This is a genomic window from Flindersiella endophytica, assembly GCF_054779015.1.
This window is the reverse complement of sequence record NZ_BAAGYY010000019.1, coordinates 1-12,898: the sequence shown is the minus strand read 5'-3', so window position 1 is coordinate 12,898 and position 12,898 is coordinate 1. Positions and strand designations below refer to the sequence as shown.

General features: G+C 69.3%; 10 protein-coding genes. 4 read left to right on the top strand and 6 right to left on the bottom strand.

Annotated features, from left to right (window positions below; translation table 11 throughout):
- Positions 1-55: 55 nt before the first annotated feature.
- The 3 genes from ACYVF6_RS20650 to ACYVF6_RS20640 are packed head-to-tail and all read right to left on the bottom strand — an operon-like array spanning position 56 to position 3,447.
- The gene (locus tag ACYVF6_RS20650) at positions 56-907 is read right to left on the bottom strand and encodes a carbohydrate ABC transporter permease (protein WP_460523730.1); all 852 of its coding nucleotides are present in this window, start codon (positions 905-907) and stop codon (positions 56-58) included.
- Complete coding sequence (locus ACYVF6_RS20645) at positions 904-1,884, bottom strand: carbohydrate ABC transporter permease (RefSeq protein WP_460523728.1); 981 nt, start codon at positions 1,882-1,884, stop codon at positions 904-906. The genes ACYVF6_RS20650 and ACYVF6_RS20645 overlap by 4 nt, the downstream gene beginning before the upstream one ends.
- An 18-nt stretch (positions 1,885-1,902) precedes the next feature.
- Positions 1,903-3,447 carry an ABC transporter substrate-binding protein gene (locus tag ACYVF6_RS20640; RefSeq protein WP_460523726.1) on the bottom strand — a complete coding sequence of 515 codons (1,545 nt, stop codon included), beginning with the start codon at positions 3,445-3,447 and terminating at the stop codon, positions 1,903-1,905.
- A gap of 133 nt (positions 3,448-3,580) precedes the next feature.
- Between ACYVF6_RS20640 and ACYVF6_RS20635 the strand changes: the two genes are divergently transcribed.
- From ACYVF6_RS20635 to dgoD, 3 genes are all read left to right on the top strand, one after another.
- Positions 3,581-4,330, top strand: a complete 750-nt coding sequence (locus tag ACYVF6_RS20635; RefSeq protein ID WP_460523724.1) for a FadR/GntR family transcriptional regulator — start codon at positions 3,581-3,583, stop codon at positions 4,328-4,330.
- 192 nt (positions 4,331-4,522) lie between these two features.
- Positions 4,523-5,371: an SDR family NAD(P)-dependent oxidoreductase gene (locus ACYVF6_RS20630; RefSeq protein ID WP_460523722.1), complete on the top strand. Its 849-nt coding sequence runs from the start codon at positions 4,523-4,525 to the stop codon at positions 5,369-5,371.
- Positions 5,355-6,530 (top strand): galactonate dehydratase, encoded by a 1,176-nt coding sequence (gene dgoD, locus ACYVF6_RS20625; RefSeq protein WP_460523720.1) that lies wholly within the window; start codon positions 5,355-5,357, stop codon positions 6,528-6,530. Before ACYVF6_RS20630 ends, dgoD begins: the two co-directional genes overlap by 17 nt.
- Before the next feature lie 26 nt (positions 6,531-6,556).
- Here dgoD and ACYVF6_RS20620 read toward each other — a convergent pair whose 3' ends face one another.
- The 3 genes from ACYVF6_RS20620 to ACYVF6_RS20610 all read right to left on the bottom strand — a co-directional run bounded on the left by ACYVF6_RS20620 (position 6,557) and on the right by ACYVF6_RS20610 (position 11,227).
- Positions 6,557-7,432, bottom strand: a complete 876-nt coding sequence (locus ACYVF6_RS20620) for an EamA family transporter (protein WP_460523718.1) — start codon at positions 7,430-7,432, stop codon at positions 6,557-6,559.
- Between the two features lie 294 nt (positions 7,433-7,726).
- Positions 7,727-11,005, bottom strand: a complete 3,279-nt coding sequence (locus ACYVF6_RS20615; protein ID WP_460523716.1) for a S41 family peptidase — start codon at positions 11,003-11,005, stop codon at positions 7,727-7,729.
- 93 nt (positions 11,006-11,098) lie between these two features.
- Positions 11,099-11,227 carry a hypothetical protein gene (locus ACYVF6_RS20610; RefSeq protein WP_460523714.1) on the bottom strand — a complete coding sequence of 43 codons (129 nt, stop codon included), beginning with the start codon at positions 11,225-11,227 and terminating at the stop codon, positions 11,099-11,101.
- Positions 11,228-11,488: 261 nt separating this feature from the next.
- Here ACYVF6_RS20610 and ACYVF6_RS20605 point away from each other — a divergent pair, with 261 nt between their 5' ends.
- Positions 11,489-12,799, top strand: a complete 1,311-nt coding sequence (locus ACYVF6_RS20605; RefSeq protein WP_460523712.1) for an MFS transporter — start codon at positions 11,489-11,491, stop codon at positions 12,797-12,799.
- Positions 12,800-12,898: the final 99 nt, after the last annotated feature.

Sequence of the window (12,898 nt, the reverse complement as noted above, 5' to 3'; positions counted from 1 at the left end):
CTGGAAGTCCCACGGCCGAGTTCGAGCGCTCCCCTCGCGGCAGCGACTCACAACCTCACCCGCGGACAGCTCCGGCGATGCCCTCGACGAAGTACTTCTGCAACAGCAGGAAGATGAGCACGATCGGCAGCAGGCTGATCGTCGACGCGGCCGCCATGCCGGACCAGTCGCTGAGGTTCTCGCCCTGGAAGGAGTAGACGCCGACGGCCAGCGTGCGCAGGTCCGGCCGCGCGAGCGTGAGCACCAGCGGGATCAGGAAGCTGTTCCACACCCGCATCAACGACAGGATGATGGCGGTCGCGATCGCCGGTCTGGCCAGCGGCAGCATGACCTGCCAGAAGATCCGGACGAAGCCGGCGCCGTCCAGCTTGGCCGCTTCCTCCAGCTCGTTCGGCAACTGCCGGAAGTAGCCGGCGAACAGGAAGATCATGATGACGTGCGCGCCGCCGGACTCCGCCAGGATGATGCCCCAGAGTGAGCCCGACAGGCCGAGCCGGCTGATCAGCTCGAAGACCGGGATGATGGTGTAGCCCTCCGGCAGGAAGAGCGTCGCGAGGAACGCCACCACGACGATTCGCTTGCCGGGAAAGGAGTACCGCCCGAGCACGTAGCCGATCATCGCCGTCGTGATGGTCACGATCGCGACCGAGGCGACGGCGATGATGACGGTGTTCCAGAAGTACGGCCCGATGTTGGCCTCGTACCACGCGCGCGCGTAGTTCTCCCACTGCGGCACCTCGGGGATGAGGTCGACGCTGCCGAAGATCTCGGAGTCGGTCTTGAGCGAGGCGCTGACCATCCAGAGGAACGGATAGAGCCAGAGGAAGCAGATCGGGAGCAGGACGAGTGTGGTGATGATCTCGCGCGTGTAGCCGGCCAGGCCCCTGCGACTGCCGCCAATCGTCATCGGCGGGCTCCGGAAAGGTCCCGCCGCGCCGAGGTCACCTTGCGTACGCCCCACGCCTGTACGAGCGTGAGCACCAGCACGGTCAGCCCGAAGAACACCGCGACCGCCGAGGCGTAGCCCAGGCGGGGTTGCTGGTCCGCGGCGAACGCGAGCCGGTAGATGTAGACCTCCACGAGCTCGGTCGACATCGCCGGGCCGCCCTGCGTCATCGCCTGGACGAGAGGGAATGTCTGCAGCGCGCCGACGAAGCCGATCAGCGTGATGACGACGGCGAACGGGAAGATCAGCGGCACCGTGATGTGCCGATGGGTACGCCAGCGGGAAGCGCCATCCACCTGCGCTGCTTCGTAGATGTCCTTCGGCACGGTCTGCAGCGCGACCAGCCAGTAGATCATCGAGATGCCCATCCACTTCCAGACGTAGACGCCGGCGACCGACCACAACGCGACGTCGGGGTTGCCGAGGAAGTCGATCGGCGCGTCGATCAGGCCCACGTTGAGCAGCGCCGCGTTCAACGGTCCGTCGAACGGGTTGACGATCAGCGACATCACGATGCCGACGATCGCCGTCGTGGTGACGACCGGGAGGAAGAACACCGTGCGGAAGACCGTACGCAGCCGCAGCGACTGGTCGTTCAGCACGATGGCCACGAGCAGCGAGAGCACCAGCACGGTGGGGACGGTGGCGAACGCGAAGGCGAACGTACGCCCGAACGCGTCCCAGAACATCGGGTCGTTCAGCGCCTCGGAGTAGTTGCCGAAGCCGATGAACTCGCGGTCCTGGTCCAGCCCGGACCAGTCGAGGAACGAGATGTACCAGGACGCGAGCAGGGGGTAGAACGTGAACAGCATCGCCAGCACGAGCGTGGGCAGCATGAACAGATAGCACCACCGCGCGCCCCAGATCCGCTCCCGCAGCGTGCCTCCGCCGCCGGAGTCGGCTCCGCCGAGCCGCGCGGTCTGGCTCAAGAACGACACCAAGCTGTCCCTTCGCCGTCAGCGGGCGTCGTAGTCGCTCTTGGCGTAGCTCTTGGCCGGATCCCAGTTCTTGAAGACCCAGTCGTCGCGGGAGACCTTCGCGCCCTTCTTGGCCGCGGCCGCGATCGCCTCGTCCAGACTCTGCTCCGAGCGGTCCTTCAGATCCGCCAACGCCTGCTTGACGTTGGTGATCTTGCCGACGAAGATGCCCTGGATCACCGTGCCGAAGTCGGGCGAGAGCGCCTTCTGTTCCTTGAACACCTTGGCGATCTCGGGATTGGCGATCAGCGGCTCGGGATTGGCCACCAGCTTCTCGCCGAGCGCCACGCACTGCTTGGCCTGCGGCGTGAACTTGCTCGCCGCCGCCTTGGTCGCGTCCTCCAACACGGGCGGGTTGCCGACACCGCAGATCTTCGCCCAGGCGGTCTGGCCCTCCAGGCTCGTGACGTAGGTCAGGACGTCGGCCGCGACCTCCTTGACCTTGCTGCCGGCGTAGACCGCCACCGAGTCGCCGCCGAGCTCGGAGAAACCCTGCGGCAGCGCGCTGTCGCCCTGGACCGGTGCGGCGGCGACACCGAACTCGAAGTCGGGGCTCTGGGTGTTCCACAGCACCGTGACCCAGGGACCGGCGCAGACCATGCCGACGTTGCCGCGCTGGACACGCGGCCAGGTCTGCGGCGCGAGCAGCGAGTTGGAGCCTGGGAACACGCTGCCGTCCTGCTTGAGCGCGAGCATCAACTCGATCGCCTCGGTCACCTGCGGCTGCGTGTAGTAGTACTCCCCGGTACGCAGGTCGATGCCGTTGACGGCGGCAGCGCCGGCTCCGCGGGCGAGGTAGTCGACGAAGACGCTGAGCCGCGCGGGCTGGCCGCCTTCGAAGACCACGCCGTAGTAGCGGCCCTTGCCGGCCTTGGTGATCTTCTTGGCCGCGTCGCGGTAGTCGTCCCAGGTGAGAGGTTTGGCCTGCGGGTCGTACCCGGCCTCGTCCATCAGCTTCTTGCTGTAGTGGATCGCGCCGTAGTAGCGCCGGTCGCTCGCCAGCCGGATGGAGTAGACCTTGCCGTCGAAGACTCTCGAGCCCTCGACGTACGACAGCTCGGGGAAGTTCTTCTTCCAGGCCTGGATGTCCGGGATCACGTCGTCGAGCGGCGCGACCCAGCCGCTGTCGACGGCCTGGTCCAGCGGGATCGTCGACGGCAGCTGGATGACGTCGTGCGCTGTCTTGTTCCGGATGCCGAGTGGAACGATCTCCTCGATCTTGTTCCACGGCAGGCCGTCGTACTGGCACGTGATGTTCGCGTGCTTCTTCTGGTACGCCGCGAACAACTGCTTCCAGAAAGGAGTCTTCGTGTCGTTGCTGTCGACCAGGCGGAGCGTGGCGTCACCGGAGGGCAACTTCACCTTGGCGTCGGGTACCTGGATGCCGGCCTCGGGCGCCTTCCCCGTGCCACCCCGATCAGCGCCGTCACCGCAGCCTGCGAGCGCCGGGACGGCGGCCGCCGCCGCGAGCCCGCCACCACTGGCCAGCAGGCCGCGTCGGCTGATTCGCTTCGGATCGTTCATCACTGCCGGAGGTTAGACCACTGACCAGTGCGGGTCAAGGTGTCAAAACCGGCCGTACTATGAGGTCACCGTGGACCGCCCGCCCGAGCGGGTGGGCGGCCGACCTTGTCCAGCGAGTCTTGAGGAAGCAGCCATGTGGCAGCCGGTAGCGAAGCGCGGAAGCCTGTCCGAGCGGATCGTCGCCCAGGTCGAACAGCTGCTCAGGGACGAACGGCTCAAGCCTGGTGACCGGCTGCCGTCCGAGCGTGAGATGGCGCAGTTGCTCGGTGTCAGCCGGCCGTCGCTGCGGGAGGCCGTGCGGATCCTGCAGGCGCGCGGGCGGCTGATCGTCAAGCACGGGCAGGGCGTGTTCGTGACCCGTCCCCCGTCCGAGATCGACCTGCGGTCCTCGCTGCAGCAGGCGGAGCACAGCCTGAGCGAGCTGTTCGCGATGCGCGAGGTCCTGGAGGTGCCGGCGGCCAGCTGGGCGGCCGAACGGATCACCCCCGACCACTTGGCGGGGCTGCGGGCGATCCTCGACCAGCTCGCGGCCGAGTTCGACCGCGAGCCGACCGACTTCGAGAAGCTCGCGGGCCTGGACGCGGAGTTCCATCTGACGATCGCGGCCGCGGCCAACAACCGCTTCCTGCAGCAGACCAGCCACGTACTCCACGACATCCTGCTGTCGGGCATGGAGACGACGCTGCTGTTGCCCGGGCGCAGGGAGAAGTCGCGGCGCGAGCACGAGCGCATCCTGACCGCGCTGGCCTCCGGCGACTCCGCGGGCGCCGGACGGGCGGCGCGGGCACACATCCGCAGCGCCCGCGGAGCCGCGATGAACCGGATCGCGCGCGAGCACACCACGGCCGACCGGTCGCCGGCGCCGGCGCGGGCACGCGAATGACCACGTTAACCACAGAATTACGTGGTTAACGTGGTCATCAGGTGCTTCGCCACGCCCGTAGGTGCTTCGCCACGTGTCGACGCGTGGCGAAGCACGGGTTTCCGTGGTTAACGTGGTCATTCGCACTGGTCTGACCTCTCGCCCACGTTTCGCGAAGGCACTGCCAGCCGACACCGAAGGAGCTCTTCCATCATGGATCTCGCGGGCCGGTACGCGCTCGTCACAGGAGCGGCTCAGGGCATCGGGCGCGCCACCGCCGTTCGGCTGGCCCAGCTCGGCGCCTCCGTCCTCGCCGTCGACATCTCCCCCGCTGTCGCCGCGCTGCGGGACGAGCCGTACGCCGGCCACCTGCGGCCACAACTGACCGACCTGGCCGACCCGAGCGGGCTCGAGGCGCTGGCCGGAACGCTCGACTCCGACTTCCCCGCCGACATCCTGGTCAACTGCGCCGCCGCGTACCGCGGTCCGAGGTCGGCGTCGCAGATGGTCACGCAGGCGACGACGCCGTCGGGCGGCGTGCTCGACAGCACGTACGCCGACTGGCAGCACGTGCTCGCCGTCAACGTGATCGCGGCCGCACGGCTGTCCCGGGCGGTCGCGCAGCGGCTGATCCGCGACGGCCGCCCGGGCGCGATCGTCAACGTGGGCAGCGTTCAGGAGGCCCTGCCGCTGCCGGGGCACGGGCCGTACGTCGCGTCCAAGGGCGCGCTCAGTGCGCTGACGTCGGCGCTGGCGGTCGAGCTCGGCGAGCACGGCATCCGGGTCAACCAGGTCGCGCCGGGGATCGTCGACAGCCCGGCGATGCTGGCCAAGCTGGAGCACAGCTGGGAGCAGGACGAGTACGGCGCGCCCACGCTGCTCGGCCGGGCCGGCACGCCGGACGAGGTGGCCGAGACGATCGCGTTCCTGGCCTCGGACCAGGCGTCGTACGTCACCGGTGCCGTGCTCGCCGTCGACGGCGGGCGGCGGATCTCCCGGCGACACGACAGCCAGCTTTCCCAGCCGCGCCGGGAGGAGGCCGTGCGTGCCGAAGATTCGTGACATCGAGGCGTTCTGTGTGCCGCCGCGCTGGGTCTTCGTCCGGGTCTCGACCTCCGACGGCGGCATCGGCTGGGGCGAGGCGATCGTGCCCAAGCGCCGGCGCGCGGTGCTGGGCGCGCTGGAGGACATCTTCGAGAACATCCGCGACTCCGATGCCGACCGGATCGAGGAGCTGTGGCAGCGGATGCGCCGCGGCGGCTTCTTCCGCGACGGCTCGGTGGTCGCCACCGCCGCGGCCGCGATCGAGCACGCGTTGTGGGATCTCAAGGCGCGGCGGCTCGGCGTACCCGTGCACGAGTTCCTCGGCGGGCGCGTGCGTGAGCAGATCCCTGTGTACGCGTGGATCGCGGGCGATCGGCCGGGCGATCCGTCTGCGGTGTTGTCGGACGCGCAGGCTCGGCTGGACCAGGGCTTCCGGGCCGTCAAGCTGAACGCGACGTCCGAGCTCGACTACATCGCTTCGGCCGCCGACATCGACGCGGTGGTGTCTCGGGTCGACGCGCTGCTCTCCACGTACGGCGATCGGCTGGCGGTGGCGCTGGACTTCCACGGGCGGGTGCACCGGACGATGGCGCGGCAGCTGCTGACCGAGCTGTCGGGGTTTCGCCTGCTGTGGGTGGAGGAACCGCTCCCGCCGGGACACGACGACCTGCTGCCGTCGCTCGCGGATGCCGCGCCGTCGATTCGGCTGGCCACCGGTGAACGCCTCACCTCGCGCTGGGACTTCCGCGGCCTGCTCGAGCGCGGCGGCGTCAGCATCCTCCAGCCCGACGTGTCGCTGACCGGGTTGTTCGAGCTGGAGAAGATCTGCCGGATGGCCGAGGCGTACGACGTGGCGGTGGTGCCGCACTGCCCGTACGGCCCGGTCGCGCTGGCGGCGTCGCTGCAGGTGGCGAGCGCGTGCCTGAACGTTCCGTGGCACGAGCAGAGCGTCGGGCTGCACTACCACCAGGGGTACGAGGGCCTCGGCACCGGCGAGCTGTTCGAGTACCTGACCGACCCGGAGCCGCTCACGTCGAACGCCGGCCGGATCGCCGTGCCGGCCGGCCCAGGCCTCGGCATCGACCTCGCCGAGAGCGCCGTCCGCGCCCGCGCCGGCGAATGGCGCCAGCCCGATCCGGACTGGCGCCACCCCGACGGCAGGATCGCCGAATGGTGACAGCCTTCGCGATGCCCCACCCGGATCTACGGCGCCTGGCTCGCCGCGAGCGCGATCGCCGCGATGCCGGTCAGGACGACGAACGAGCCGCCCAGCCGGCGTACCGGATCAGGTTCGCCGAGCCAGCGCCACGCCACGATCGTCCCGATCACGATCGAGAGCTCCCGGCCCGGCGCGACGAGTGTCACCGGTGCCGTTCGCATCGCGATCAGCACGAGCACGGACGCGACCGGCGCCACGGTGGCGATCGTCAGGATGGCCGGCCGGTTGGCTCGCCACTGTTCGGCGATCCGGCCTCGGTGCAGGATCGCGTACGGCGTGAGCAACAACGACTGCACGCAGCACCGTCCGCAGTAGTAGAGCAACTCGGGTACGCCGACGACCCGCATGACATAGGCGTCCCAGAGCGTGAACGCCGCGATCAGGACGCCGGCCAGCAGGCCGTGGCGCACGCTCACCGCGACAGCCGCACTGCGTTGACGCGGCCGAATGGCGATCAGGAGTACCCCGGCGACGACCGCGACCGCGCCGACCAGGCCGATCCACCCGGGCCGTTCGCCGAACACGACGACCGCCGCGAGAACCGACAGGAGCGGGCCGCTGCCGCGGGCCACGGGGTAGACCACCGAAAGGTCTCCGGCCGCGTAGCCGTGCTGCAGTGCGAGGGCGTAGCCCGCGTGCAGCACGCCGGTCACCGCCACCGCGAGTAGCCAGGATCTGTCCGGCCGAACGTGGATCACCACTGTCGCGACAACCGCCACCGGAAGAAACAGGATCGCCGACACGGTCTGGTACATCCAGACGAACAGCGTGCCACCACATCCGGCTCGTTTGGCGACGAGATTCCAGACGGCGTGCGCCGAGGCGGCGACCAGCAACAGGACAAGTACACCGAAACTCACGAGGACCTCTCTGAATCCCCGTAGGGCACGGGAATCCGGGGTCCTCCAGGCTTTTGTCCCTTCAGATGACCGGCAGCCGTCCACAGCCGCCGGTGGTGTCGCTCGGACCAGACCCGCCGAGCGCGACGATCAGCTCGGCGGCGGAACCCTAGACACTACGAGCTCAGGCTACCCGACAGCTCCCGCCCGTGCTGGATGCGTCGGTCGGACGCGCTGCGGGCGAGCGCCCTGAGCGCGTCGACCGACGCCGACCGGCAGCTGACCGGACGGCGCGGATCGCCTTGGCGCGTGCCGTTACGCGGTCGTTCCGGGCCGCGGCGGCAGCGTCGGCAGGCCGAGGTGCGGACGTTCGGCCGGGCGATGTGAATGCGGTGGCCGCTTCTCCAGCTCCTCCAGCGCGACCTCGATCGCCTTGTCCAGTTGGGGATCCCGGCCCGCCGCGTAGTCCTGCGGTGCGCACAGCACCTCGATGTCGGGGTCTACGCCGTGGTTCTCGACGCCCCAGGACACGTCGTCGAAGGAGAACGCGAGCATCGGCTGCGTCGTCATCGAGTTGTCCGCCAGCTGCTGGGTACGGGTGTAGCCCACCACACCACCCCATGTGCGCTCGCCGAGCAGTGGCCCGAGCCCCAGCATCTTGAAGCCCTGGCACACGATGTCGCCGTCGGATCCCGCGTTCGCGTTGGTCAGCGCGACCATCGGGCCGCGCGGTGACTCGGCGGGATAGGGCTGCGACACGTTCCACTGCAGGTAGTTCTGGCCCAGCCGCCGCCTGGCCAGCTTCTCCAGCACGAGCCCGGACACGTGCCCGCCGCCGTTGAAACGGACGTCGATCACGAGGCCGTCGCGGTCGTACTCCGCGAGGTAGCCGCGCAGGAACTCGGAGTATCCCGGCGGCAGCATGTCGGGGATGTGGACGTACCCGAGCCGGCCGGCGCTGGCCTCGTGCACCTTCCGGCGGTTCGTCTCGACCCACTCGCGATAGCGCGCGCGTCGCTCGTCGCCGATGGCCTCGACGCGTACGGTCCGGGTACGGCCGGAGCTGTCGCGCAGGGTGAGGTTCAGCTCCTGCCCGGCGAGGTTCACCAGCCGCTCGGCCGGGCCCGCCGTGGCAGGTCCGACCGGCAGACCGTTGATCGCCACGATCTCGTCGCCGACGGCGGCGTTGACACCTGGACGTTCGAGCGGCGACGACGCGGTGGGATCGGCCGGGTCGCCCTGCACGATCCGGGCGATCCGCCAGGCCCCGGTCTCGGCGTCGACGGTGTAGTCGGCACCGAGATGGCCCTGCGCGTAGTCGTTGCGCCGGCCGTAGTCACCGCCGGACTCGTACGCGTGCGACGTGCCGAGCTCGCCCTGCATCTCCCGCAGCAGGTCGGACAGCTCGCCGCGGGTGGCGATCCGCGCGACCAGCGGGGCGTAACGGTCGTAGACCCGCTGCCAGTCGACGCCGGACATGGTGTCGGACCAGTGGTAGTGCTTGGCCGCCCGCCAGGCCTCGCGGAACATCTGCGGCCACTCGTACGCCGGGCGCACGCTGACCTTCACGCGGTCGAGGTCGACCCAGCCCGACTTGCGGCCCGGCTCGTCGCCCTCCGGCACCTTCTCCCCCGCCTTGAGCACGCGCAGCCGTTCGCCCGTGCGATACAGCAACGTCGACGCGTCGGCGCTGAGCTGGACGTCGGTCACGTGGTCGGCGACCTTCTCGGTTTCCTTCGTGGCGAGGTCGTAGCACTCCAGGGTGCCCTGGTAGTTCATCAGCTGATCACCCCACCAGACCGAGCCGTCCGTCGGCGTCGACAGCAAGGCCACCTTGCCGCGCAGCGCGAGGATGCGCGTGTAGCGCGCCTCCGCGACGGGGACCTGCACGATCCTGCGTGTGATGCCCTCGAGCTCGATCTCCACCGGGTCTGGGACGGCCGCCTCCTTGCCCTCCTTGCCCTCCTTGCCCTCCTTGCCCTTGTTCTCCTTGTCGTCGCCCGGCGGGCGCGGCTCGGTCACGAGCGGCGACGGCACGTCGGGCCGCAGCGCGATCGCGTACGGGCGGGCGCCGCGGGGGTACGACAGGTCGAAGTGCAGCGAGTCGTACAGCGCGTTGAACTCGCGATAGCCGATGAAATAGAGGTACTTGCCGTCCGGGTCGAACGCCGGGCTGCAGTCGTGCAGCACCCGTTCGGCGGCCCGTGCCGTGCGCCCGGTCTCCACGTGCAGCAGCTTGATCGACGAGTGCTGGTCGGAGTCGGGGTCGGCCATCGCCTCGGGGAAGCGGTACGCCAGCCAGCGTCCGTCCGGTGAGAACACCATGTCTGCGAGCGGGCCGAACCGGCTGCTGTCGCGGATCGTCGCGACCGGCGCGTCGCCGGTCAGGTCGACGAGGACCAGCTCGTTGCGATGGTTGCTGACCGCGACCCTCGCGTCGGCAGGCGACACCGTGAAGCTGTTGATCCCTCCGAGGTCGAGACCCTCCAGCGGCCGCGGCGGCTCGGAACCGTCCGCGGACAACACGACCAGGCTCTCGTCCGGCCCGACGTCGGCGGCGGCCGCGAGCAACTCCTGACCGGACGGCAGCCAGCTCAGCATGCGATAGCGCGTGCCTTCGGGCTCACCGTGCTGGGCGACCGGACCATCCCACGCCCCGAGGCTGAACGCCTTGCCGCGCGTGGTGACCGCGATCCGGGCGCCGTCCTTGGACAGCCGCGCGGAGTCGAGGTACTCGCCTGCGTCGACGAAGCGGCGGGCGCGCTGGCCTCCGGCCGCCTCGATCCGGACGTCGAGTCGCTCGGCGGCGTTCTCGGCCGGATCGAACAGATAGAGGTCGGCGGCGCAGTGGTAGACCAGCCGGGTGCCGTCGGTGGTCAGGTTGCGGGCGTAGTAGTCGGCGTGGTCGGTGTGCCGGCGCAGGTCCGTCCCGTCCGGCCGGACGGAGTAGACGTTGCCGATGCCCTCGTGGTCGGACAGGAAGTAGATGCGTTCGCCGACCCAGCACGGGGACGCGAGGTTGCCGCGCAGGTCGCGCAGCAGCGGCTGGAACGTACCTTCGCCGGTCTGGTCGATCCACAGCTGGCCCGCGGTGCCGCCGCGGTAGCGCTTCCACTCGGCGGGCTCGCGGCCGGTGTGGCGGGCGAGCACCATCGGTCCGCCGCCTGGGGTGCTGTAGGAGAACGCGCCGGCGAAACCGACGTTCAGCAGGGCAGGAGCGCCGCCGTTCGCACTGACGCGATGCAGCCGCTGGTCGCCACCGAACGGGAGGCCAGCGTTGCCGGCGTAGACGATCGTGTCGTCGTCGAGCCAGCCCGCGGTCGCGCACCGGGCTCCGTCGAACGTGAGCCGCCGGGCGTCACCGCCTTCAGCTGGCAGGACGTAGACCTCGGTCGGGCCTTCCGCCTTGCCGGTGAACGCGACCCGCGTTCCGTCCGGCGAGAGTCTCGGACGGCTTGCTTCGGCGATGCCGGCGGTCAGCCGCCACGCCCGTCCGCCCTCGGCTCCGACGGACCAGAGATCGTCGTCGCTGACGAACACGATCGTGTCGCCGCTGATCGTCGGGAACCGCAGGTAACCCGCTGCCTTGCCCACTCAGTGCCTCCCCTGTCGAACGACGGTCACGAGCGCCGCCGCCATCATCGTGACATCACTATGACGTCACGCGCCCGTGCCGTCAAGATGGATTCAGTCCATCGGGTACAGACTGCACCCGCCGTCGACGACGAGCACGGATCCTGTCATGAGGTTGACGTTCACGATCCGGTCGAACGTCTCGGCCGGAAAGTCCTGCACAGGATGGGCTTGGGCGCGCACGTACGCCACGCCTGCCGGCAGGCCCCGCGGCCTCCTCGTCCGGCACCACGTCGTTGACGACGACGCGCGCGCCCAGGCCGGTCAGGCGTTCCACGATCACGCGGCCGAGTGCGCCCGCGCCACCCGCGATCAGCACCGTACGTTCCGACAGGTCGAGCGGGTTCGAAGAGGTAGGCGTCACGGGCGAGCTCCTTCGCGTCCGACCCCGGACAAATCGGGGGTGGTGGGTTTGGCGGCGGTTCGGCGTCGCATGGTGGAAGCATGGACCCACAGCAGCCGAACGTGCGTACGCGGGACGACGACGGCACGATCACCCGGGAACAGTGGAAGTGGACATCGCTGGCAGGCATGGCGTCCTATCTCGACGCGGGTTCGATCGTGGCTCTGGGCGCGGCGCTTGCTCCGTTCCAGGAATACCTCGAGCTCGGCAACACCGCGGTCGGTGCGCTGGCCGCGATCGGGCCGAACGCGCTGGGATGTGCGGCCGGCGCCCTGGTTGCCGGACGGCTTGCGGACACGCTGGGACGAAAGCGGATCTACCAGTACGACTTGCTGGTGTACGCCTTCGGCGTGCTGCTGATCGCGTTCGCCGTCAACCCGTTCATGCTGTTCGCGGGAACGCTGGTCGTGGGGCTCGCGGTAGGCGCGGACGTACCCGCGTCGTTGGCGTTGGTGGGTGAGCTGTCGCCGTCGAAGGCGCGGGGCAAGCTGCTCGGCTACACGCAGATCGCGTGGAGCCTGGGGCCGGTGGTCGTACTCCTGCTCGCGTTCGTCCTCTCGCCGTTGGGGTTGTGGGGCAACCGGATCGTCTTCCTGCAGTTGTTCGTCGTCGCCGTGGTGACGTGGGCGTTGCGGCGCGGGCTCACGGAGTCGGCCCGCTGGAAGCAGGCGTCGGCCGCGGCTGCTTCCACTGTCGGCGCCGCGCGGGTCACGCTCGGCATGCTGTTCCGCGGCGCGAACCTGCGCGCGGTCGTCTGGACCGCGACGATCTACGTGTTCTGGGGACTGGCCGCGGGCACGGCGGGGATCTTCCAGCCGTACTTCATCCGTACGCTGAACGCGGGCGGACAGGCTGCCAGCGTTGGGCTTTCGGCCGTCGGCTTCATCATCTCGGCGATCTCGGTCTGGCTGATCTACATGCCGCAGGCCGACCGCTCCCACAACGCCCGCCGGCTGATGTGGGGTGTGGGGGCGCTGCTGCAGGTGGTGGCGTACGGGCTGTTCCTGTTCTCGCCGTTCGTCATCCCGATCATCGTGCTGAACATCGTCATGTTCGCGGTGGGCGGCTCGCTGGCCGGCGAACCGACGTACAAGACGTTCAGCCAGGAGCTCTTCCCCACCATGCTGCGCGGGACGGCACAGGGACTGACCTGGGCGGTGGCGCGGACGTTCCTGGGGATCTGGAGCTTCTTCGTCCCCGTCCTGGCGACGGCGGGCATCAAACCGGTGGCCGCCCTGCTGACGGTCTTCCTGCTGATCAGCGGTGTGGTCGGCTTCCTCTTCATGCCGAACACCGCCGGCAAGTCCCTGGAACAGATCGAAGCCGAACGCGGTGGAGCCAGGGCCGCCTAGGCCGTGTTTCGAAGTCGGGCGTGTCGTGATCGTCGACAAGTGAGGTCTCCGGTAGAGGGGTTCATCGACCAAGACGAACCTCATACGCGGAGACCTCGT

Coding starts and splice junctions, on each gene's coding strand:
- ACYVF6_RS20650 (WP_460523730.1), bottom strand. CDS start 907: ATGACGATTGGCGGCAGTCGCAGGGGCCTGGCCGGCTACACGCGCGAG.
- ACYVF6_RS20640 (WP_460523726.1), bottom strand. CDS start 3,447: ATGAACGATCCGAAGCGAATCAGCCGACGCGGCCTGCTGGCCAGTGGT.
- ACYVF6_RS20635 (WP_460523724.1), top strand. CDS start 3,581: ATGTGGCAGCCGGTAGCGAAGCGCGGAAGCCTGTCCGAGCGGATCGTC.
- ACYVF6_RS20630 (WP_460523722.1), top strand. CDS start 4,523: ATGGATCTCGCGGGCCGGTACGCGCTCGTCACAGGAGCGGCTCAGGGC.
- ACYVF6_RS20605 (WP_460523712.1), top strand. CDS start 11,489: ATGGACCCACAGCAGCCGAACGTGCGTACGCGGGACGACGACGGCACG.